This window comes from Micromonospora sp. NPDC023966, assembly GCF_040639095.1.
Taxonomy (GTDB): domain Bacteria; phylum Actinomycetota; class Actinomycetes; order Mycobacteriales; family Micromonosporaceae; genus Micromonospora.
The window spans coordinates 147,370-166,120 of sequence record NZ_JBEZZJ010000003.1 but is presented as its reverse complement, the minus strand read 5'-3'; the positions used below and the strand labels follow the sequence as shown (position 1 = coordinate 166,120).

Below are 18,751 nucleotides of genomic sequence, written 5' to 3'. Positions count from 1 at the left end.
CAGCACACGGCGGCCCGCCGGCACGGTCACCACCACCTCTGAATCCAGACACCCCTCCAGCGGAGGGGATCCACTTCCTCCCTGAAGGGATGTCCGCTCGTGTCTCCCGATCGCCCTGTCTTCCATCCTCGGTCATCCAACCCCCGGCTTCTCGCCTCGCGCAGCAACACCAGCCGCCGCTCGCGTCTGGAGCACCTGCGTCGGCTCACGCTGCGCGACCGTCAGCTCCTCGCCTGGCTCGCTGAGCACTATGTGCTCTCGGCCGACCAGATCACCGAGGCGGCGTTCACCTCCCGTCGTTCCGCCCGGCTACGGCTGGCCACCCTGCACGGCATCGAGGCCGTCAGCCGCTTCGTCGACATCACCACCGGCGACGGCCAGTACCTCTACGCCCTCGGTCCCCTCGGCATGCTCGTGCACCCCACCGCCTACCACGACCCGGACCGGCCCGACGCCCGACCGCCACGCAGCAGCATCGAACGCACCGAACGCATCGTCGGCAGCTGCCGCCTCGCCCACCTGCTCGGCACCAACCAACTGTTCGTGGACCTCCTCGCTCACGCGCGCAGCCATCCCAACGCGCGGCTGGCGAGGTGGTGGTCCGAGCAGCACGCCACCGCCGCCTACGCCGTGGCCGGCATCCGGCCCGACGGGCACGGCGTGTGGTGCGTCGCGAACCAGCAGGTGGGGTTCTTCCTGGAGCACGACAACGGCACCGAACCGCTCGCCGTCGTGCTGCGCAAGCTGCGCGGCTACGAGCGCCTCGCCCAGTTCGGGCCCCGCTACCCGGTCCTGCTGCGCGTGCGGAGCCGACGCCGCGAGGCCAACCTGCTACGCGCTCTCGCCGGTGTTCCCACCGCCATGCCCGTTGCCACCGGCATCCACGACGAGCACCCCGCCGGACCGGCCTGGACGCTGACCACCGAGCCCGGGCTACGCCGCTGGCTACACGAGCTGCCCAGCGACCACGGCCCCGACAACCCCGCCACGAACCCTCACCGCTTCATCCACCCCGAAGACGAGTAACCACGTGCCGCAGTCAGCCCCACTGGCGCGGGTCACTGCTCGACCGCGCCTGCAGCCATGAGTCGTCTGGCCCACTCGACAGGTGCTGAACGTAGCCAGGGCCGAGGACTGCGGTGGTCGATGATCCCGGCAACGTCGTCCGCCAGCTTCGCGAAACTGGCCAGCCCAGTGGCGGAGGACCCGGTTGCGTCTCGTACCCCGCTCTTGTCCGCTGTCTGCCACGGCTACTGGCTGATGGATGGCCCATGACGGCTGTACGGGTAAGGTCCGCCCACGCCGGACTGGGTCCGTCTTCGGTGGGACATCGACAGATTCGACGATTACGCCTTCGAGTCGTACCTACGTCGGGCACGCTCGTTAGGCATCGACTTCGCGACGATGGCCGAGCTTGGTGACACCCCGATCGCAGGCGGGTGCTCCATGACCTCAACAAGGCCTGCTCGGCAGACATCCCTGATCGTGGGGAGTTCTGCAGCTACGAGGAATACCTGACCCGACTCATTGCCCGGCGCGTTCTCTGATCCATAGGAGCGCTCAAGGTCGGCTCCGGCCAGGCCAAGCCTCGTCCCAGGTCGCCCACACCTTGGTGGCATCAACCGACTCGGCACCGACAGCCAGCAGCACGGACAGGATCGCGGCGAGCCGGGTGAACACCACGATGGACGAGCCGAGCTTTCCCTCAACTGCGCTCGTGATGACCAGCCCGACGCGGAGATCATGACCAGCGGCGTAAAGCGCTGCCCGGTACTCGGGCTCGGTCAGGCCAAGCGTGACCTCATCGCACGGCACCGACAGGGTGACGGAGGCCGGACTGAGGTCGATCTGGACGCCAGGCGAGTCCGCGGCGCGCGCCATGAGCAAGCCGTACGAGGAAGGGTGACCCAACCGGCCCCGGTACTCCACGCCGACAACGCCGGCCGCGGCCGGAACGGGGCCGTCGTTGCCAGTCCACACGACGAGGCGTGCCAACTGGCGCCGCACAAGATCCCTGCGCATTGCGTCACTGTATCCACGCGCGCATGAGCCCCAGTTTGCAAAGAAGTCCGCTGCCCGCAGGGTGCCCTAAACGCCAGCTGCTGGCAGGGAATGGGTTAAGGCTCGCGCTCGTCCGGGTTACCGGCATGTCGCTGGCACGCCGCGGCCGTCTGATCCGGAGCCTCGGCGGTGCTGTCCCAATCGGTCCAGCAATGGGTCTGGCCGCTGGCACAGAGCCTGCTCGCGTCCCCGCCCGTACATCGCAGTCCGAGGTTGCTACTGTCAATCGCTGCTGTCAACGCGGCCGGGGGCCTTGCCACTACGAGGACGTTGTCCAAGCCCTATCTTCTTCCGCTCGTTTGGTCGGTACGACGCCGAGGTACTTCCATGTCTCGCCGCGCCACAGGCAAGGGGTAGGACAGCCATGCCAATGATCACCGTTCGTCGCGCCTTGGACGCTGGTGGCGTTCTACGGCGCATGAAGATCGAGGTTGATGGGCAAATCGTGGCGCGCCTAAAGCGCGGAGCCGCCCAAAGTGTCGACGTAGCGCCAGGCCGGCATGTGGTACGGGCTCACTTGGATTGGCAGAGCAGCGAGCCAGTTGAGGTGCACCTCGTCGCCACCGAGGCGATCGCTTTGATAGCCGCCATAACGGAACGGTCGATGACTTTCTCGGCAACGTTTCTACAGCCAGAGAAGGGGCTCGACCTACGGGTGGTATGACCGGCGCATTACGAGATCAAATAGCTCGCCCCGCCGACCAGGGCCACGCCGGTCGAGCAGCGGAAATGCCTCTTGGCATCTCACAAGCCCCCGCTGTCCCATCGTCCTCTTGCGGACTAAATGCGGACCGCGTCGGCGACGGGTAGGAGTCCGCGGCCGAGACACTGCGGCCTGCTATAGCACCACCGGGATCATTTCGATGTCGCAGATCGTCACATGGGGCTCAATCAGTCGCTTGGCTTCCTCAGCGTCCTTCTCGGTGAGGAAGACGCCCAGGTTGTGCCACCTTCGACGGCCGTCCTGCTCGGTCAGAGCTGTCAGCAGGTGCATGTAGCGGTGTCGCTCCCGGCGTACGCCCTCTCGAGGTCCGGTGAGAAATGCTTCCGCCACCTCCTGTGGCGAGGCGATTTCGAGCTCACCGCCGACTCCGGTGAGCGGCCTGACTGGCCACATCGGGTCGTACGGACTGAACGTGTTGAAGAACGAGGGTTGCAGGTCCGACAGCTTGCCCTCGCACCACCCGACGTTGACGGCGACGACGTAGCCGGTCGCCCCTTCGCTCTCTAGCACAAGCACCCGGGCATTCTCTGAGCGGTAACCGTCGTCCGAGAGGTCACCGTCGACGCGCATGGCCTCGTCCTCCGTCGCGCATCGGATCACCAGCCCGCGGTACGCCGCCTGGATCTGCACCGCGTCGACCGGGTTGAACAGCACCTCGGTTGTTGTCGGAAGCCGACCACCGCCGTCGGGCATATGGTCCGCCCGCAGCAGCAACTGGCCGTGCGTCGCCGAGTACGACCACAGCGCGAACAGCCGGTCGCTACGGAGGAGTTCGGCACCCGGGCGGAAGTCCTCATCACGGTCAAGCCAAACCTGTGACGCCATCTGGTCACCCTCAGACACCGCGACGGCGGACGTCAAGATCAGAAGCGCGACAGCTGTTCTGAGGCGGATCTCCTCGTCGCGCAGTCGTCAGCTCGTCCAGCCTCCCCGGACCGGGACGAGATCGAGCGCCCTAACGGACGAGTCTCGATGGCGGTTGTCAACCATCGGCGCCGGCGGCCGAGGGCTGGAGAAGTTGTCCGGATCCAGCGGGGTGCCGACCTCGCTCGGAAAGACAAGGCGTAATCCTGCCATGCCGCGCCGGCTGCCAACCATTCCTCAGCCTGCCGAGCACGATGCCGGCGCAGCAGCTCCCTTGTGGCCCGTGAATGGCCCGGCCTGCGACCTGGTGCCTGCGGCCCGTTACTCCTCGGGCCACGAATGAGGCTCGATCAACCATGGCTGGCCGGGGTTCTCGCGGTAGGCCACCTGCCCGATCGGAAGGCTGGCCAGCCGTGCCACCGACGAGTTCCGCTCAACGACGTGCTTGATGCACGTCACGACCACGGCACCGGGTTGATTCGGATCGTTCACGCCGTCCCCGACGACCCAGGAGATGTCGCCGGTATGGATGACCTCACGCGCTGGCTCTACGCCGTCCAGCACAGTTCGTTGGACGACCGCTCCGAGGTTGGCGGGGAATCCTCCGTCACTGAAGGGAAAGGGCAAGGACCTAAACACTTCATGCTGGTCCGAGTGCTGGTGACCCTCGACGTTGCGATCGTCCACGGCGACACCATAGACGCGCCTCGCCTGCTCTGCGCCGGGAGAGCCTCAGTTTGGAAGGACAAAGATCATGGCCGACAAGGACCTGGTGGGCCAGATCAACGCACGAAGTACCCGTTCGTGCCCCCTGGTGACCGTCGCGGGTATCGGCTACTGGCACGTGGATGGCACGGTGACCGAGGGATCAGCCTCGTGGCACAGGCCTGTCACTGACAGCATCCAGCACCTGCCGGTTACCGAGTGGCTTGTCAAGCCTCACCCGCACCCATCGCACCTCCGCGTAATCGCCGCCCGACCACCACAAGGTCGGCTGCCGCGCGACTACGTGCAAGATCACACGATCGCCCTGGTCGTCAGCGTTCGTGCGCACGATCTCAAAGTCGGGATGCATCTCGACGCGTGCATCGAGAACCCTGGGGCCAGTGCTTGCCCTATAGGCGTTCACCGACACCTCAAACTCCTGCGCACGACGCAAGGCGCTCGACACGGCGTAGGCGCTGACCAGGACGACCACAGCGACCGCGACTGCGACGAGGACTTTCCTCTTCGGCTTGGTGGTCCGCTCGACAGACATGCGCCCTCCGCTATAACGGCACGAGCTGGTGACCCAGTCTTGATGCGGAAGGTGATGCAGGCAAGACCACTGAGGGCAGGAGACTGCTCTCGTCGTCGGGCGTTGTAGACCTTCCAGCCTCCCCGGACGTGCAGCTCAAACGCGATGTCGGGTCGGGCGATCCGCTTGCCGGCGCTAAATGACAGCGCCACTCGGCCGTCATCGTCGATAGGGTCCCGCCATGCGCGTGCACCAGTACGTCTACTTCGCGCTGGCCTCCCGCCAGGTTCCGGCCGCCGACATCACCGCCCGCCTGGGCATTGAGCCCGACGAGGTTAGGATCCGCGGCAGCCGCCGGACCCAGCCGTCCATACCCGCTTCGCACACCTGGCGGATCGTCTGCCGGAAACCCGGCTTAACGGTGGACGAGCAGATTGACCAGATTCTTGATCGTTTGCACGCTCATGCTGACCGAATCGGTGAACTGGCCGCCGAACTCGACCAAATCGAGGGCAGCCCCGGCTCAAGCACTCTGCAAGTCGTACGGGTCCTCGAACACCCCGATGGCGAGGACGAAGATCTCACCAGCCCAGTCGAGGGACTGGAAAAGCTGCCCGGGCAACACCAGCTCCTCGGCTGGCACCTCGACGCCAGAGCCTTGGATTTCCTGCGACGCACCCACGCGGAACTCGACATCGACGAATACGCCTACGGATGACCCAGCATGCCCTCGCCCGTCCACCCCGCCCATGCACTCCTACGAGCCCCTAACATCGACACCTACTGACTCCGCAAGGTCGACCTAACTGTCTAAGGGCTGTCTCGCAACTCGGAAGCCATGGTGGTTGTGGTCCCAACAAGGTCCTGGGCCGCGGTCAGTCGCCTTGTGCGGGACTCTGGCGCTCTGGGTTATCGGCTGGTCATGCGTCGCCCGCGACGGAAGGATCTCGAGCGTGATGCTTCACGAGAACGAGATCCCGGCCGATGAGGCGGTTGTCCGGTCACTGCTGCGGGCACAGCGCCCGGAGTGGGCCACGCTGTCGATGTCGCCGGCCGGCGCGGGCACTGATAACACCATGTACCGACTGGGAGACGATCTCCTCGTCCGGGTTCCACGAACAGCCGACAAGGCGCGGGCCCTACACAAGGAGCGGACTTGGCTCCCGCGGCTCGGAAAGCTGCTGACGTGCCGGATTCCGGAGCCGGTCCACGCCGGTGCGCCCGCCGCTGGGTTCCCAATACCCTGGTCGGTCTACCGCTGGATCGACGGGGCGGAACCCGGTCCGACCACGGTCCAAGACTGGAAGTCCTTCGGTACCGACCTGGCGACGTTCGTCCGCGAGCTGCACAGCATCGACCTCATGGGCGTTGCCCGCGCGGGTGAGTTGAGCTGGTACCGCGGAGGCAGTCTGACGGCGTGCGACGAGTGGATCAGAAGCTGTTTCGAGGACTGTCGGACCAATATCGCCGCCGAGCTCGACGTCGAGTCCCTGGAACGACTGTGGCATGCCGCCATCGGGCTTCCCGAGCCCTCCCGGCCGCACGTCTGGCTCCACGGCGACCTCAGGCCGGCCAATCTCCTGGTAGCCGATGGACGACTGCAGGCCGTCATCGACTTCGGCGGTCTGTCCGTCGGCTCCCCGACTGCCGAGCATGCCCCTGTCTGGGACCTGCCGTACCAGGCACGGGAGGCGTATTGGAACGCCGTGGACCTCGACGATCACAGCTGGACGCACGCCCGGGCCTGGGCCATCGCCGTGGGCATCAGCGGCATCTCGTACTACTGGAACACCTGGCCCGCCTTCGTCGCCGAGTGCCGGGCAAGGCTCGAAACGATCCTCACGGATGCCGCCACACGCTGACCCCGATCTCCCAGGCCGCGAGTTCCGTCGACAGGTCCCGCCACGGCGACCCGATCCGGTGCTCCGCAGCGATGATCCACTATGGTCGGGTGCAGGTGATTTCGGCGTCGCGGCAGGAGTGGATCTACCCGTTTACCGGGTTGCAGCCGGCCCAGTTCCGCCGCTTGGTCCGCCTGGTCGCCCAGCGCGGTGGGGACGCCATCGCCGACGGCCGCCGCGGCCGGCAGTGGGCCCTGGGCCTGGCCGACCGGGTGTTGCTGGTGGCCGCCTACTGGCGCACCAACCTCACGATGCGCCAGCTCGGGCCGCTGTTCGGGGTCTCGCACTCGGCCGCGCACCGGGTCATCGACAGCCTCAGCCCGTTGCTGGCCCTGGCCCCGGTCCGGCGCCGCCCGCGCGACCAGATCGCGATCGTCAACGGCACGACCGTCTTCCTCAGTCAACTAAGGGTGCGGAAGCACTGCCGGGTGGCGCGTTCTGCGACGTGTCTGCGACGATGCAGCGCGGTGCGGGCGGTTCGGGGGATGAGGGTCAGCAATGCCAGACCGAGTGATGTGCTTCAGCTCTGACGACGCAACGCGTCTTTGCCAGCCAATGGAAAGCCCTGCAGAGCTCCGTCTCCTGCCGCTTGACGAGAGCAGCGTCAGGCTGAGCCAGGTCACGCGCGACACGGTCGACGGCGACGTGTGATGGGTTCACAGTCATCCCTTCGCTCCGAGTTCGAGCAGATGTTTCGTGACCTCGCTGTCGACGTGGCCCGCGATGTTCTTGAAAATGCCAGGCCGCACATTGTGAGGTGGGTGAGCGAGCAGGCGATTCCGGCTGTGACTGCGGCGATCCCGGCTGTGGGGTCGGCGGTGGCGTCGGTTGCGACGTCAGCCTGGAGAACGTTGGCCAGCATCGGTAGCGGTGGCGACCAAGCCATCCATGTAGAGGCGACGGTGGGCCCGGTCGAAGCGGTGCGGCCAGTGGAGTCTGCGCCTGCGGAAGCGTCGTACGACGTGGTGGCCGTGCTCGATGCATACCGGGCCGGAATGAGCAAGGCCGAAGCGCGGCGGCGCATCGTCGCAACCTTGGCGGCGAGGCTGTTTGCAGATAAGCAGCTGCAGACGGTTCTTGACGTGCGGAGCGAGGTTGGTAGCAACACGATGGAGTTGGACAGCGCGATGGTGACGCTCACCGAGCAGCAGCTCGGGCAAGGCGTCCAGTTGATGCTTGAAGCGACGCCGTCGTTGCTTAGCGAGCAGTCGTTGAGCGACCTGCGGAATATTCTCGAGACGTAGCTGGCGCGGGAACGGCAACTAAAGGCCACTCGTAGGAGCCGGATCTCGAGTTGCCTTCGCCGATTCCGACTGACGCGCAGGCGCTGACTTGCTTTGTGTCGGCGATCGTGTGGTGGGGTCAGCGCTGAACCGACTTGCTGAGGCCGGACACCATGATGAACCGCCCCTGCTGGTGGAGACTGCGAGCCCGCGTGGGCGGTCAACGGCCGCCTGCTGAGCGTCGCCAAGCTAGTGCCGCGACCACGAACGTTGACGGTGTTGGGGTCAGGCTGCTCGGGTGGCGGGTGGGCCCCATCGTTGTTGTCGTTCGCTGCGGATGCAGGCTCGTTCGCGGCGTTGGGCGGCCAGGACGTCGGGGTGGCGGGCGTTGGCGTTGCGCCAGCGCAGGTAGGCCTGCAGTTTCCGGGTCAGTGCGGTGTGGTTGTGGTGGTTCGAGCCGGCGATGACGAAGGTGCGTAGCGGCCCGAACTGGGCTTCGATCGGCTTGGCCCAGGAGGCGTATGTCGGGGTGAAGCAGAGCTCGACCTTGTTCCGGGCCGCCCACGCCCGGATCTTCCCGCCTTTGTGCGCGGACAGATTGTCCAGGATCACGTAGATCGGCGCTCCGTCCGGACGGGCGGCGCGGATCGGATTGAGCGCCGCGAGGGTGTTCGCGGCGCTCTTACGCCGTCGGACGACACCCCAGAGTTGGTCGTCGCCGACGAAGTAGCAGCCGTGGAACTGCCGAACACCGCGCAGCTTGTGATAGTTCGCGGGCAGCCGGTGCGGGTGCCCGGCCGGCGCCCACCCGGTGCCGGCCTGCGGACGGATGACCAGCGGGCCCAACTCGTCGAAGGCGACACCCGCTGCGGGAAGTGGCTGTTCACGTACTCGATCCGGGCGAGCTTGGCATCCCGCCGCGGATCGGTGGACTCCTTCCACGTCTTGGTCCGCTCGAAGGTGATCTTGTGGTGGTGCAGGATCTGCCGCAGCCGTTCCCGCCCGATCCGGACCCGGCGGGTGGCATTCACGCGTAGGTGGTCGGCGAGCTTGCGGATGCTCCACCGGGTGAACGGCCGCCCCAGCTTCTCGGGGCGGGTGTCGGCCGTCTCGACGATGAACTGTTCCTCGTCAGGACTGATCTGGCGGGGACGGCCACCCGCCCACTGAGGGTCCAGGCTGGCCATCCCCATCTCGTTGAACCGGTGGATGACCAGCCGGATCGTGTCCTCGTCGGCCTGAACCAGACGAGCGATGGCCGGCACCGTGTTCCCACCGGCAGACGCGAGCACGACCATCGCCCGCCTCAATCGAATCGGTGAACCGGTTCCCCGGCGAGTGATTCTGAGCAGCTGCTGACCTTCCTGGTCGCTGAACCGCCGTACGCGAACGGGTTTCTGCCACCGCCACAGCCTGACCGCCACGACGCCGCCCAGCCGACAGGCCAGACGGCGTGTCATCCAACACCGTGAACGTTCGTGGTCAGAGCACTAGCGCCCGGCCGGCGACGTGCATCTGTCATCGTCGCCGGTCGCCTGTCAGACCCACCTGATCTGGCAGGCGACCGGCAACCCCGGCGGCGCGGCCGTGACGCGGGCTGACATCGCAGGTCAGCACCGCTTGCCGGCCACGACGGGGCGACGGGCGCTGACAGATCGGGCCGCTACCGTCTCGGCCAACACCACCCACATTCGCAGCATCCCGGTCCGGTCCCATCTCAGGGATCTCCGCCGCATTTCTGCCGTATGCGATGCCCACCTGCTTCGGCCGGTCGGCACACGTCCCGCGCGGCGGCCCCTCGAGGTCGACCAGCCACTCGCACTACTGCATCTCCCCGTCCACCTGTAGCCGACCCGCGCCTCGTGGGCCGGTCACTCCTGCGCGCCCACGCGAAAAGTCCATCGAAGGAGGATCACGCATGTCCCCTGTCAACGGCACTCCGCTGACCCGCCACGGCAGCCGCGTGCCCGCCGTCCCCGCACGACCGGCCGCCGCGAAGGCCGCGCCGCCGTCAGGGCCCCGACCGGCCGCCACCCGGGCGGCCGCCAGCGCATCGCGGCCGACCGTGACGCCGGCCCCGAGCATCGCCACGATGGTGATCTGTCTGCCCGAGGCGCTGCCCGCCGCGGCGCTCACGAGCCACCATCTCGACACCCACTTCGGTGTCACCGGCAGCCTCACGGCCCTGTTCTGGGCGGTGCCGCGGCTGCGGCTCTGGCAGCACCATCTCATGATCGGGCTGCGCAAGGGCCGCCCTGCGCAGTGCGCGGGCGGACCGGTGCGGCTGCTCGACCTGGCCGGCATGCGCCACGCCGCCGCCGTGGGCGCCGGCATCCGCCACCAGGTCTGGCAGCAGGTGGTCCACGGCACCAGAGCGGCCACCCCTTGGCCGATGTTCGAAACCCGCCACCTCACCGACCCCGACCGCTACCCGCTTGAGGCCGCGATCGCGGACTTTCACGCCCAGCCCCGCATACAAGCCATGCGTCTGCACGCCGCCACCCTCGGTCCTGGGCAACCGTCCGCCGGGGAGCTGGAGATGTACCAGGCGGGCGAAGTCGCCTACCAGCACTACCGCGCCGCGAGCGCGGTCGTCGGCGATGGGATGCTCACCGCCGGTGGCCGCAAGCTCGCCCCGGCCAGCGATGCCCTCGCTGACCGCATCACCTACCTGGAGCAGGCCCTGGCCCACATCGATTCCCTCGGCCCAGATCAGCGGCTGCTCGCCGTCGCTCTCTAGTACGAGACCGGCCGCCGACCTCACCGTCACGTGAGGGACCCGACCTCCGCCCATAGTCTGACGCTGCCGCTGTCGGCCGCATCGGCAATCGAGCTGCGGACCGCTGCCGCTCCCCCGCGCCGGCCGAGTCCAACCGATCTCGCATCACATCTGGCCTCCACCCCGGCCGGCACCTTGTCCGCCGCCAGGGGCGGTCGCCGTCTGCTGGCTGGCGGGCCGTGCGGAGGCGGCCGGCGCGCATCGCCAGCGCCCCGGGCCCGGGGCCCCCTCTAAGCCGGGGCCGGCGACAGGCCGCTGTTTCCTCTTCTACCTGCCAATCGAGAGCCGCTCCGGCCCCCACTCATGCCGCAGAAGATGCCAACGGCCGTCACGGTGCCGCTGCCCGTAGTAACGCCGGCGGGTCATTTCGACCACGAACCACCAGCCGATTCACACACGCTGCGCCGGTGCGGGTTCGGCGGCAGTCCGCGCTGACGGGAGCGCCGCGCGCGCAAGAACCATCGTCGCCTCCCGCCGGCTGGCGGCCTCGGCGCCTTCCACCGCTAGTGCCTCGCTTCTGCCGGATCCGGCCACGCGACGCCCGGCTGCGCCGAACCAGGCCTCTGGCCTGTCCCGAGATGCGGTCCATGCACTTGATCACCGCCGCCTTCGACGCGTGGATCAGTGCGCGGACCTCGCCCCGAATCGAACGATGAAAGGACAACTGGCATGACCGACACGCACACGGAAGGCCCTCCCGCGCACAGCGCGTTCAAGGTTCTCGCGGCGCTGGCCGAACTCGCCCAGGCCACCGCCGCCGAGGTCGCCGAGCACGCCGGACTCGGCTACTCCACCACCACCCCGAAGCTGCGCGCCTGGGAAGGCTCCGGACAGGCCGAGCGGTTCCGCACCGGCGACGGCCGCACCCTGTGGCGGCTCACCGACGCCGGCCGCGCCGCCACCACCGCTACCCCGCAGCCAGCGGCGGCCGACGCACCCGCACCGGCCACCGACCCCGAGGTTGCCTCGCTTGACGCCGCCGAGGCGCAGCTCCAACCCGGTGGCACCGACCCGTCGACCGCAGCCGACACCAACGGACCGCCCGACAGCTCTCCGGCCTCCCAGCAGGAGCCCGAGCCGGAAGCACTGGACGCCGGGGAGTCCACCGTCGGCAACGTTGCGGACAAGGCAACGGACCCGGCGTGCCAGGCGCCTGCGGACAGCCACGACAGTGGCGACGGGCCGCGCGGCGAGGACCGTTCGGCGGCGGCGCGCCGTAGGGGCGGGTCGCTGCGCGGGGCCGTCCTGGACATCCTCGAAGCACACCCCGATCGGGCCTACAGGACCGGCGAGCTGTGCAAGCTCATCGACGCCGCGAACGCCGGCACGGGCGCGGCCAAGGCCAGCGCCGGTGCGGTCGCCAACGCGGCCATCAAGCTCGTCGCCTCCGGCAAGGCGGTCCAGACCGTCGAGCGCCCCGCCACCTTCCAGCTCGTCCCCGCCAGCGGCGGCGAGTAGCCCACCCGTTCGGCAGCCCGAGGGCGGGCGTCAAAGTTTGGCGACTCACGCCCGCCCCCGGTGCTCCTTACCGAAGAAGGAGCGTCCCGAGTGTCTCCCACCCTGAACACGATCGCTACCGCCACCGGCGGCATCCTCGCCGGTCTCGCCTTCGCCGGAGCCTTGCTCTGGCGGCAGCAGCAAGCCCTGCAGGCCGCCCGCCACCAGGCCACCCACGACGACATCACCGACCTGCCCAACCGGCGGCTGTTCCTCACCCGGCTGCGTGCCGCGCTCGCCGACCGCACGCCGGTCGGCGTGGTGCTGCTCGACCTGGACCGGTTCAAGGCCGTCAACGACACCCTCGGCCACGACGCCGGCAACGACCTGCTCGAACGGATCGCACGGCTCCTGGCCGGCCTGCCCGCACCGGTGCAGACCGCGGCGCGGCTCTCCGGCGACGAGTTCGCCCTGCTCGTAGCCGGCGACCGGGACGACACCGCCGCCGCAGCCCACGCCGCCTGGCAGGTCATCGCCGCCGCCCCGATCCGCGTGGTCAACGGCAACCTTCAGATGGCCGCCTCGGTCGGCCACACGCACAGCGGTAACCGGCACACGAGCCCGCGCCAGCTGCTCGCCGAGGCGGACACGGCCATGTACCAGGCCAAGCGCTCCGGTAGCGGCGTGTGTGAGCACCATCCCCGCGCCGCCCCAGCTGGGCGGCGCAGCCGCGACCGCCACTACCGCTGACCACCGGGCGCCCGGCCCGCACGTCGCCGGCCGAAACCTGCACCGACCGCCACGCCCAGCAATGCCGGACCGCCGCGTCGGCTGCCCCGGGTCTGCGCCGGCCGGGCCAAGCCCACCGGTCCCCCGCCCACCAGTGGGCCCGTTCCTGATGCCGAGGACTCCGCAGCCGCCGGCTGCGGGGTCCTCCTCTTTCCTGCTCGATGACAAGGAGACCTCTGTGTTGTCCTTCGCCGCTGTCCACACCCTCGCCGGATGCCTGCTGGCCGTCGACGCCGACGCCGACACGCTGGACTGGGGCCGGCCCGTGACGCTGCTGCTCATCCACGACCGGCCCCTGACCACCGACGGGCCGACGCCGGTACGCCAGATGCGCAGCGTGGAGTTCCCGCTGCACCGCGACGACCTGCTCACCGATCCGACCGGGCTGCCGACGCTGCTGCACCGCCTCGCCGCCAACCTCGACGAGCCGGAGGCGGCGGCACCCTACCCGGCCACCCTCGACACCATCGTCCGGCTGATCCGCGCGACGCAGCCCGACGTGCGACTGCTGGCCTGGGCCGCCTGCTACGACGACATCCTCACTCACGACGGCCAGCCGAGGCAGGTCCGCCGCATCGACGCCGTCGACACCGACGGCCGCGTCTACCAACTCACCCACCACCTGGGTCAGGACCACCCGGCGCTGGTCGTCGACGACACGCCCGACCCGGACGACACCCCCGCCACCCAGCCCGGACTGGCCGCGCTGGTGGCCGCCACCGCCCGTCACCCCCACTGGAGCACGGCATGACCGGGCAGCCGCCGCGCGACACCGACCCCGACGAGCCGATCTTCGCCGTGTGCGGTCCCGACGGCGCGTCCATCCGTTGCCGCGTATGCGGCGCGGTCGACCAGATCGTCTCCGACGAGGTGCCGTCCATGGCCGGCTACGGCGAGGACACCTACACCCGGTGCACCCGCTGCGGATCCGTCGAGACCACCGACCCGATCTTCGGCTGGCGCCCCCGGCCCGCCACCTGGCCGCCCCGCCCTGACCACGGCCAGCCCTGACCGGACGGCGCCGACAGCTTCACCCATCCCACGCGCCCGGCATGGCGATACCGATGGGCGTCGCCACGCGCGAGCAGTGCTCGCGCCAGCGAGGCCTGTCCGGGCCTCCCCCACCACCCGAATGCGCCCGCCCGCCGCAATGCGGGCGGGCGCACCCCATTTCATTCGCCTCTCGCTGAAGGAGTCCTGTCCCGTGAGCAGCCACTGCTACGTCGGCGTCACCGAACCCGACCGCCCGCGCCTCGCGCACGCCCGCTTCGTGCTCTGCGACGGCCACCCGAGCGTCATCCTGCCCAGCCTGGCCGCGATCTGGGCCCGGCACGCCCGCTACGACACTCGCGCGTTGGTCACCGCGATCCTCGTCTGCGACTGGGAGTACCTCGACCCGGACATCACCGCCGCCACCCACTCCGGGGTCGCCGGCCAGCACCCGGTGCCGGGCGTCGGCATGCCGCTGGCCTCCACCTGCGCCGACGGGACAGTGGACGTGCTGGAACCGGTCACCGTGTTCCCGTTGTGCCACGCCCGGCACCTCGACGTCGATTGGATCTACCTGCTCGACCCGGCCGCCGCCACTGTCGCCGTGCACACCGACGACGGCAGCCTCGTCGCCCGGTACTCCCTGTCGGGATGCCTGCCGCGGCCCGCCACCGCGCACGGATGCTTGGCAGAGCCTGGCCGCACGGCAGCGGCGGCGGGAGCATCGCGGTGAACGCCCGCGCCCTCGCCGCCGTCGCCGCCGCGGTGATCGCGGTGGTGGTGCCGTGCGCGGGCGGGATCGGGGCGTTGTTCACCGGCGGCGGCAGCGCCTCGGCGGCCTGCTACGGCACCGTCAGCGCCGGGTCCACCATCGCCGTGTCTCCACCCGCGACCGGCGCCGCCGGGTGGAACAGCGACCAGGTGGCCAACGCCGCCGTGATCGTTGCCGTCGGCCGGAACCTGAAGGTTCCGCCTCGGGGCTGGGTCATCGCGCTGGTCACCGCCATGCAGGAGTCGACCCTGCGCAACCTGCCCGGCGGGGACCGCGACTCGGTGGGCCTGTTCCAGCAGCGCCCGTCGCAGGGCTGGGGCACAGCTGCCCAACTGCGGGACCCGCGCTACGCGGCCGGGAGGTTCTATCAGGCGCTGCTGGCCGTCGACGGCTGGCAGGCCAAGGCGCTGACCGACGCCGCCCAGGCGGTGCAGCGATCCGCCTACCCCGGCGCCTACGCCCGCTGGGAGGACGACGCGATCGCCCTGGTCCGCGTCCTGACCGGCGGCACCCCCGCCGGGCCTGTCGCCGCCGATCTGGAGCAGGCCATGAGCAACCCGCTGTGCCTGTTCGACGGCGGCGACGGCCAACCCGGCAGCGAGCAGGCGTCGCTACCGGCAGGGTTCGCGCTGCCGCCGGGCACGCCGGCGCAGGTGGTGACGGCGGTCGGCTGGGCCCTGGCCCAGCTCGGCACCCCCTACACCTTCGGCGGGGACTGCACCGCGCCCCGCTCCGGTGTTCCCGCCCGCCAGTGCGACTGCTCTTCTCTGGTGCAGCAGGCGTATCGGGCGGCCGGCGTTGGCCTGCCACGGACCACGAGTGAGCAGGTCGACGCAGGCCAGCCGGTCACCGACCACCGGGACCTGCGGCCCGGGGACCTGCTGTTCATCCCCGGCAGCCGCGGTAGCGCGACCCGCCCCGGCCACGTCGGCATGTATCTGGGCCAAGGACTGATCGTGCAGGCCCCGCACAGCGGCGACGTCGTCAAGATCACCCGCCTGTCCGGGTGGGTCGCGCAGCTCGCCGCCGTGCGCCGCGTCGCGATCTGACCGTCCGCGACACCGCGGATCCCTCAGTGGCGTAGCCGGGTCTTCCGGACCGCCATCACCTCCGACCTCCACCAAACAGAGAGGACATCACCGTGAGCGCAATCAACAACAACGACGCCGAGGACGCTACGAGCTACCAGCCGGGCGACCGCGTGGCGCTCGAGCACACCAGCGACCCGCACACCCGGCTGCGGCCGGGCGACAAGGGCACGGTGCGCCGCTTCGACCCGCGCCAGCAGGTGCTGGACGTGCAGTGGGACAGCGACTCCCAGCTGGCGATGCTGCTCGCCGCGGGCGACCGCGTGCGTCGCCTCACCGACGCTGACTGGGCGCGAGGGCTCGACGCGCTGCGCACCGCCGGACAGGCCGCCGGGCGGGACGCCGCCGCGTGGTGGGCGCAGGACACCATCGGCGGGCGGGCCAGGGGCAACGTGGCGGCGACCGCCTGGGAGACCCTCACCGCCATCGAAGGGGGTCGGGACATTGACGGGCTGCCGGCCGCCGACCGATGCAGCCTGGCCGACGACGCCGACCGGTACGCCGACCATGCCCCGCCTGACGCGCCGGCATGGGAGCGGCCCACCGCGCAGCAGTTTGACGAGGCGCGGTGGGCGTGGTGCGACGGGTACGACGGTGCCGCCGAAGCCGAGGCGGCGCGGCAGTGCCGCGTGGTGCTGCACCCCGACGGTGACGACCGGGACCTGCGCCACGTGTACCCGGACAGGGTGGGCTTGGGCGGGCCGGGCGTGTTCGCCGGCGACTGGGCGTGGACGTCCAACGAACACGGGCAGCTGCGCATCCCGGTCGGGTTCGTCGGCACCCTGGTCGACACGTGGAACGGGTGGGCGGTGTTCACCTGCACGCGGCAGGTGGCCGAGGCGATCGTCGCCGACCAGCACGATGCCCGCGACCGCTACCGGCAGCAGCTCGCCGCCGACGGGATCACCGGTGAGCGCCAGGAGCAGATGGTCGACCAGTCCTTGGCCCGCCTGCGCTTCGACGGCGACGTCATCGTGGCCGACGAGACCCGGGTGTACGACGACCCGGAGGCCATCGACCGCATCACGCCCGACGCGCACGGCCGGTACACCGTGATGGGCCGCGCCTGGACCTGGATCGCGGTGCACCCCTACGACTGTGACCGCATCGCTGGGCACATCCCCCATCCGCCCGCACCCGAGGCCTAACGCCGCCCGGCACCAACCCCGACACCGAAAGGACCACAGCATGCTCGACAACAGCGACGACGAGTTGGGCGAATACGCCCACGAGGAGATCCTTCAGGCCCTCGTGGCGCGCCTGCTCACCAGCGCCGACCTGGATCAGCTTTGCGACGAGGCCGACCTGCCTCAGCTCACCCACGATGACGGCACCCCGGTGACCGTCACCTCCGCCCGCGTCTACCGCGACGCCGGCGTCCTGACCCTCGACCGCGGCGTGTGGCTGGAGCTATCCGACGGCAGCGTCTTCGGCCTGACCGTGACCATCGCCCGCCGCCCCCGCGACGAGGTCACTCTCCGCCGCAGGTAGGCCCTCATCGGCGGATCGACTTGATCGATCCGGGATTGGGTGCGTTCCTTGTCGTCGCCCACCGCCGGTGGCGGCGACACCACCACCCCCGGCAGCCCTTCCTGGGCTGCCCTTTGAGCAGCTCACGGAGTTGCTGCGCGGCCCCTGCCCCGGGGGCTGTCCCAGCACCTCCCCGTCTCCGCCGCGCGGACACCGCACATCCACTGCCCGCGCACTCGGAGACGGGTGCGCGGGCCCCTATGACAGGAGGACCCGCATGGATCCTGCAACCCCACCCGACCCGAGCGACCCCACCCCGCAGCCAGCCGACGGCCGCAGGCCCGGCTACCTCTACCGGCGGGTCGCCGCTCACCTCGCCGCGCACCCCGATCAGGTGTTCAAGGTCGGGGAGCTCACCGCGGCGATCGCCGCCCCGTCCACCGGGGCGGTATTCGAGGCGTTGAAGAAGATGGCGGCGGCCGGATACGCCACCCACACCACAGGCCCGCACCGCTTCCAGATCACGCAGGCCGGTGTCGACGCCGCCGGGACTTTGCCACCGCCCGCCCCGCGTACACCCCGCCAAGGACGTCCCGGGGCAGGTCGGCGGCAGCCGGTTACCCGCCCCAACGGGGACCTGTATTTCCCGCGAAAGCTCGCGGGGGCGACCGATGTGGACGTTCTGCGCCGGCTACGCGAAAAGCGTATACCGGTGCTGCTCTACGGCCCGCCGGGCACCGGCAAGACCGCCCTGGTCGAGGCCGCCTTCCCGGACCTGCTCACCGTCGCCGGCACCGGCGACACCGTCGTGGAGGACTTCCTCGGCAACTTCATCCCCCTGCCTGACGGCGGCTTCGAGTTCGTCTACGGGCCCCTCGTGACGGCGATGCGGCAGGGGCGGGCGTTGCTGGTCGACGACGCCACCCTCATACCACCGAAGGTCCTCGCCGTGCTCTACCCCACGATGGACGGACGGCGGGTCATCACCATCCCCGGCTACCGCAACGAACGCGTCGACGCCGCCGACGGCTTCTACGTCATCGCCGGCCACAACCCGGGGGTGCACGGCGCGATACTCACCGAAGCGCTCGCCTCCCGGTTTGACGTGCACATCGAGGTCACCACCGACTGGGACCTCGCCCGCCACCTCGGCGTCCCCTCCCCCGCTGTAGCCGCCGCCGTCGCCCTCAACGGTGACCTGGCCGCCGGGCGGGTCAGCTGGGCCCCGCAGCTACGCGAGCTACTCGGCTTCGCCCGCGTCCGCAAAACCCTCGGCCTGCCCGCCGCGGCCGCCAACTTGGCCGGCCGCGCACCTGACGAGGACCGGGAGCAGGTTCTCGCCGCGCTGCGGCAGCACTTCGGCACCGAGATCACCCCGCTGACCCTCGGCAAGCAGCGCTGACCCCTGGAAGGAGT

At 69.7% G+C, this 18,751-nt stretch carries 18 protein-coding genes and 2 pseudogenes; 15 read left to right on the top strand and 5 right to left on the bottom strand.

Features of this window, described 5'->3' with window-relative positions; genetic code table 11:
• Positions 1–186 precede the first annotated feature (186 nt).
• A complete protein-coding gene (locus AB0F68_RS07180) occupies positions 187–1,026 on the top strand; it encodes a replication-relaxation family protein (RefSeq protein WP_357333838.1) in 840 nt (279 codons plus the stop codon).
• 534 nt (positions 1,027–1,560) lie between these two features.
• Here AB0F68_RS07180 and AB0F68_RS07175 read toward each other — a convergent pair.
• The 4 genes from AB0F68_RS07175 to AB0F68_RS07160 form a co-directional block, all read right to left on the bottom strand.
• Positions 1,561–2,022, bottom strand: a complete 462-nt coding sequence (locus AB0F68_RS07175; RefSeq protein ID WP_357333468.1) for a hypothetical protein — start codon at positions 2,020–2,022, stop codon at positions 1,561–1,563.
• Between the two features lie 877 nt (positions 2,023–2,899).
• Positions 2,900–3,610, bottom strand: a complete 711-nt coding sequence (locus AB0F68_RS07170) for a hypothetical protein (RefSeq protein ID WP_357333467.1) — start codon at positions 3,608–3,610, stop codon at positions 2,900–2,902.
• 360 nt (positions 3,611–3,970) lie between these two features.
• Positions 3,971–4,336 carry a hypothetical protein gene (locus tag AB0F68_RS07165; RefSeq protein ID WP_357333466.1) on the bottom strand — a complete coding sequence of 122 codons (366 nt, stop codon included), beginning with the start codon at positions 4,334–4,336 and terminating at the stop codon, positions 3,971–3,973.
• 181 nt (positions 4,337–4,517) lie between these two features.
• Positions 4,518–4,907 (bottom strand): hypothetical protein, encoded by a 390-nt coding sequence (locus tag AB0F68_RS07160; RefSeq protein WP_357333465.1) that lies wholly within the window; start codon positions 4,905–4,907, stop codon positions 4,518–4,520.
• 220 nt (positions 4,908–5,127) lie between these two features.
• Between AB0F68_RS07160 and AB0F68_RS07155 the strand changes: the two genes are divergently transcribed.
• From AB0F68_RS07155 to AB0F68_RS07140, 4 genes and pseudogenes are all read left to right on the top strand, one after another.
• Positions 5,128–5,604: a DUF4279 domain-containing protein gene (locus AB0F68_RS07155; RefSeq protein ID WP_357333464.1), complete on the top strand. Its 477-nt coding sequence runs from the start codon at positions 5,128–5,130 to the stop codon at positions 5,602–5,604.
• A gap of 238 nt (positions 5,605–5,842) precedes the next feature.
• Positions 5,843–6,748 carry an aminoglycoside phosphotransferase family protein gene (locus tag AB0F68_RS07150; RefSeq protein ID WP_357333836.1) on the top strand — a complete coding sequence of 302 codons (906 nt, stop codon included), beginning with the start codon at positions 5,843–5,845 and terminating at the stop codon, positions 6,746–6,748.
• 89 nt (positions 6,749–6,837) lie between these two features.
• Positions 6,838–7,173: pseudogene (locus AB0F68_RS07145) on the top strand (transposase family protein); the annotation flags it as partial.
• Positions 7,174–7,548: 375 nt separating this feature from the next.
• Positions 7,549–8,031 (top strand): hypothetical protein, encoded by a 483-nt coding sequence (locus AB0F68_RS07140; protein WP_357333463.1) that lies wholly within the window; start codon positions 7,549–7,551, stop codon positions 8,029–8,031.
• A gap of 264 nt (positions 8,032–8,295) precedes the next feature.
• On the opposite strand, the pseudogene AB0F68_RS07135 reads toward AB0F68_RS07140, so the two are convergent.
• Positions 8,296–9,308: pseudogene (locus AB0F68_RS07135) on the bottom strand (IS630 family transposase).
• A gap of 620 nt (positions 9,309–9,928) precedes the next feature.
• Here AB0F68_RS07135 and AB0F68_RS07130 point away from each other — a divergent pair.
• The 10 genes from AB0F68_RS07130 (at position 9,929) to AB0F68_RS07085 (ending at position 18,737) form a co-directional block, all read left to right on the top strand.
• A complete protein-coding gene (locus AB0F68_RS07130; protein ID WP_357333462.1) occupies positions 9,929–10,750 on the top strand; it encodes a hypothetical protein in 822 nt (273 codons plus the stop codon).
• 708 nt (positions 10,751–11,458) lie between these two features.
• Positions 11,459–12,247 carry a MarR family transcriptional regulator gene (locus tag AB0F68_RS07125; RefSeq protein WP_357333461.1) on the top strand — a complete coding sequence of 263 codons (789 nt, stop codon included), beginning with the start codon at positions 11,459–11,461 and terminating at the stop codon, positions 12,245–12,247.
• Positions 12,248–12,337: 90 nt separating this feature from the next.
• A complete protein-coding gene (locus tag AB0F68_RS07120; protein ID WP_357333460.1) occupies positions 12,338–12,976 on the top strand; it encodes a GGDEF domain-containing protein in 639 nt (212 codons plus the stop codon).
• A 217-nt stretch (positions 12,977–13,193) separates the two neighbouring features.
• Entirely contained in the window at positions 13,194–13,766 is a 573-nt protein-coding gene (locus tag AB0F68_RS07115) for a hypothetical protein (protein ID WP_357333459.1), read from the top strand.
• Positions 13,763–14,026 carry a hypothetical protein gene (locus tag AB0F68_RS07110; RefSeq protein WP_357333458.1) on the top strand — a complete coding sequence of 88 codons (264 nt, stop codon included), beginning with the start codon at positions 13,763–13,765 and terminating at the stop codon, positions 14,024–14,026. Before AB0F68_RS07115 ends, AB0F68_RS07110 begins: the two co-directional genes overlap by 4 nt.
• A gap of 193 nt (positions 14,027–14,219) precedes the next feature.
• Positions 14,220–14,738: a hypothetical protein gene (locus AB0F68_RS07105; protein WP_357333457.1), complete on the top strand. Its 519-nt coding sequence runs from the start codon at positions 14,220–14,222 to the stop codon at positions 14,736–14,738.
• Positions 14,687–15,826 (top strand): C40 family peptidase, encoded by a 1,140-nt coding sequence (locus AB0F68_RS07100; protein WP_357333456.1) that lies wholly within the window; start codon positions 14,687–14,689, stop codon positions 15,824–15,826. The genes AB0F68_RS07105 and AB0F68_RS07100 overlap by 52 nt, the downstream gene beginning before the upstream one ends.
• A 92-nt stretch (positions 15,827–15,918) precedes the next feature.
• Positions 15,919–17,013, top strand: coding sequence for a DUF4314 domain-containing protein (locus AB0F68_RS07095; RefSeq protein ID WP_357333455.1), 1,095 nt, complete (start codon positions 15,919–15,921; stop codon positions 17,011–17,013).
• A 40-nt stretch (positions 17,014–17,053) separates the two neighbouring features.
• Positions 17,054–17,356: a hypothetical protein gene (locus AB0F68_RS07090; protein WP_357333454.1), complete on the top strand. Its 303-nt coding sequence runs from the start codon at positions 17,054–17,056 to the stop codon at positions 17,354–17,356.
• A 256-nt stretch (positions 17,357–17,612) separates the two neighbouring features.
• On the top strand, positions 17,613–18,737 hold the full coding sequence (locus AB0F68_RS07085; RefSeq protein WP_357333453.1) for an AAA family ATPase: 1,125 nt from the start codon (positions 17,613–17,615) through the stop codon (positions 18,735–18,737).
• Positions 18,738–18,751 lie beyond the last annotated feature (14 nt).

Coding starts and splice junctions, on each gene's coding strand:
- AB0F68_RS07175 (WP_357333468.1), bottom strand. CDS start 2,022: ATGCGCAGGGATCTTGTGCGGCGCCAGTTGGCACGCCTCGTCGTGTGG.
- AB0F68_RS07170 (WP_357333467.1), bottom strand. CDS start 3,610: ATGGCGTCACAGGTTTGGCTTGACCGTGATGAGGACTTCCGCCCGGGT.
- AB0F68_RS07160 (WP_357333465.1), bottom strand. CDS start 4,907: ATGTCTGTCGAGCGGACCACCAAGCCGAAGAGGAAAGTCCTCGTCGCA.
- AB0F68_RS07155 (WP_357333464.1), top strand. CDS start 5,128: ATGCGCGTGCACCAGTACGTCTACTTCGCGCTGGCCTCCCGCCAGGTT.
- AB0F68_RS07150 (WP_357333836.1), top strand. CDS start 5,843: ATGCTTCACGAGAACGAGATCCCGGCCGATGAGGCGGTTGTCCGGTCA.
- AB0F68_RS07130 (WP_357333462.1), top strand. CDS start 9,929: ATGTCCCCTGTCAACGGCACTCCGCTGACCCGCCACGGCAGCCGCGTG.
- AB0F68_RS07125 (WP_357333461.1), top strand. CDS start 11,459: ATGACCGACACGCACACGGAAGGCCCTCCCGCGCACAGCGCGTTCAAG.
- AB0F68_RS07110 (WP_357333458.1), top strand. CDS start 13,763: ATGACCGGGCAGCCGCCGCGCGACACCGACCCCGACGAGCCGATCTTC.
- AB0F68_RS07100 (WP_357333456.1), top strand. CDS start 14,687: ATGCTTGGCAGAGCCTGGCCGCACGGCAGCGGCGGCGGGAGCATCGCG.
- AB0F68_RS07090 (WP_357333454.1), top strand. CDS start 17,054: ATGCTCGACAACAGCGACGACGAGTTGGGCGAATACGCCCACGAGGAG.
- AB0F68_RS07085 (WP_357333453.1), top strand. CDS start 17,613: ATGGATCCTGCAACCCCACCCGACCCGAGCGACCCCACCCCGCAGCCA.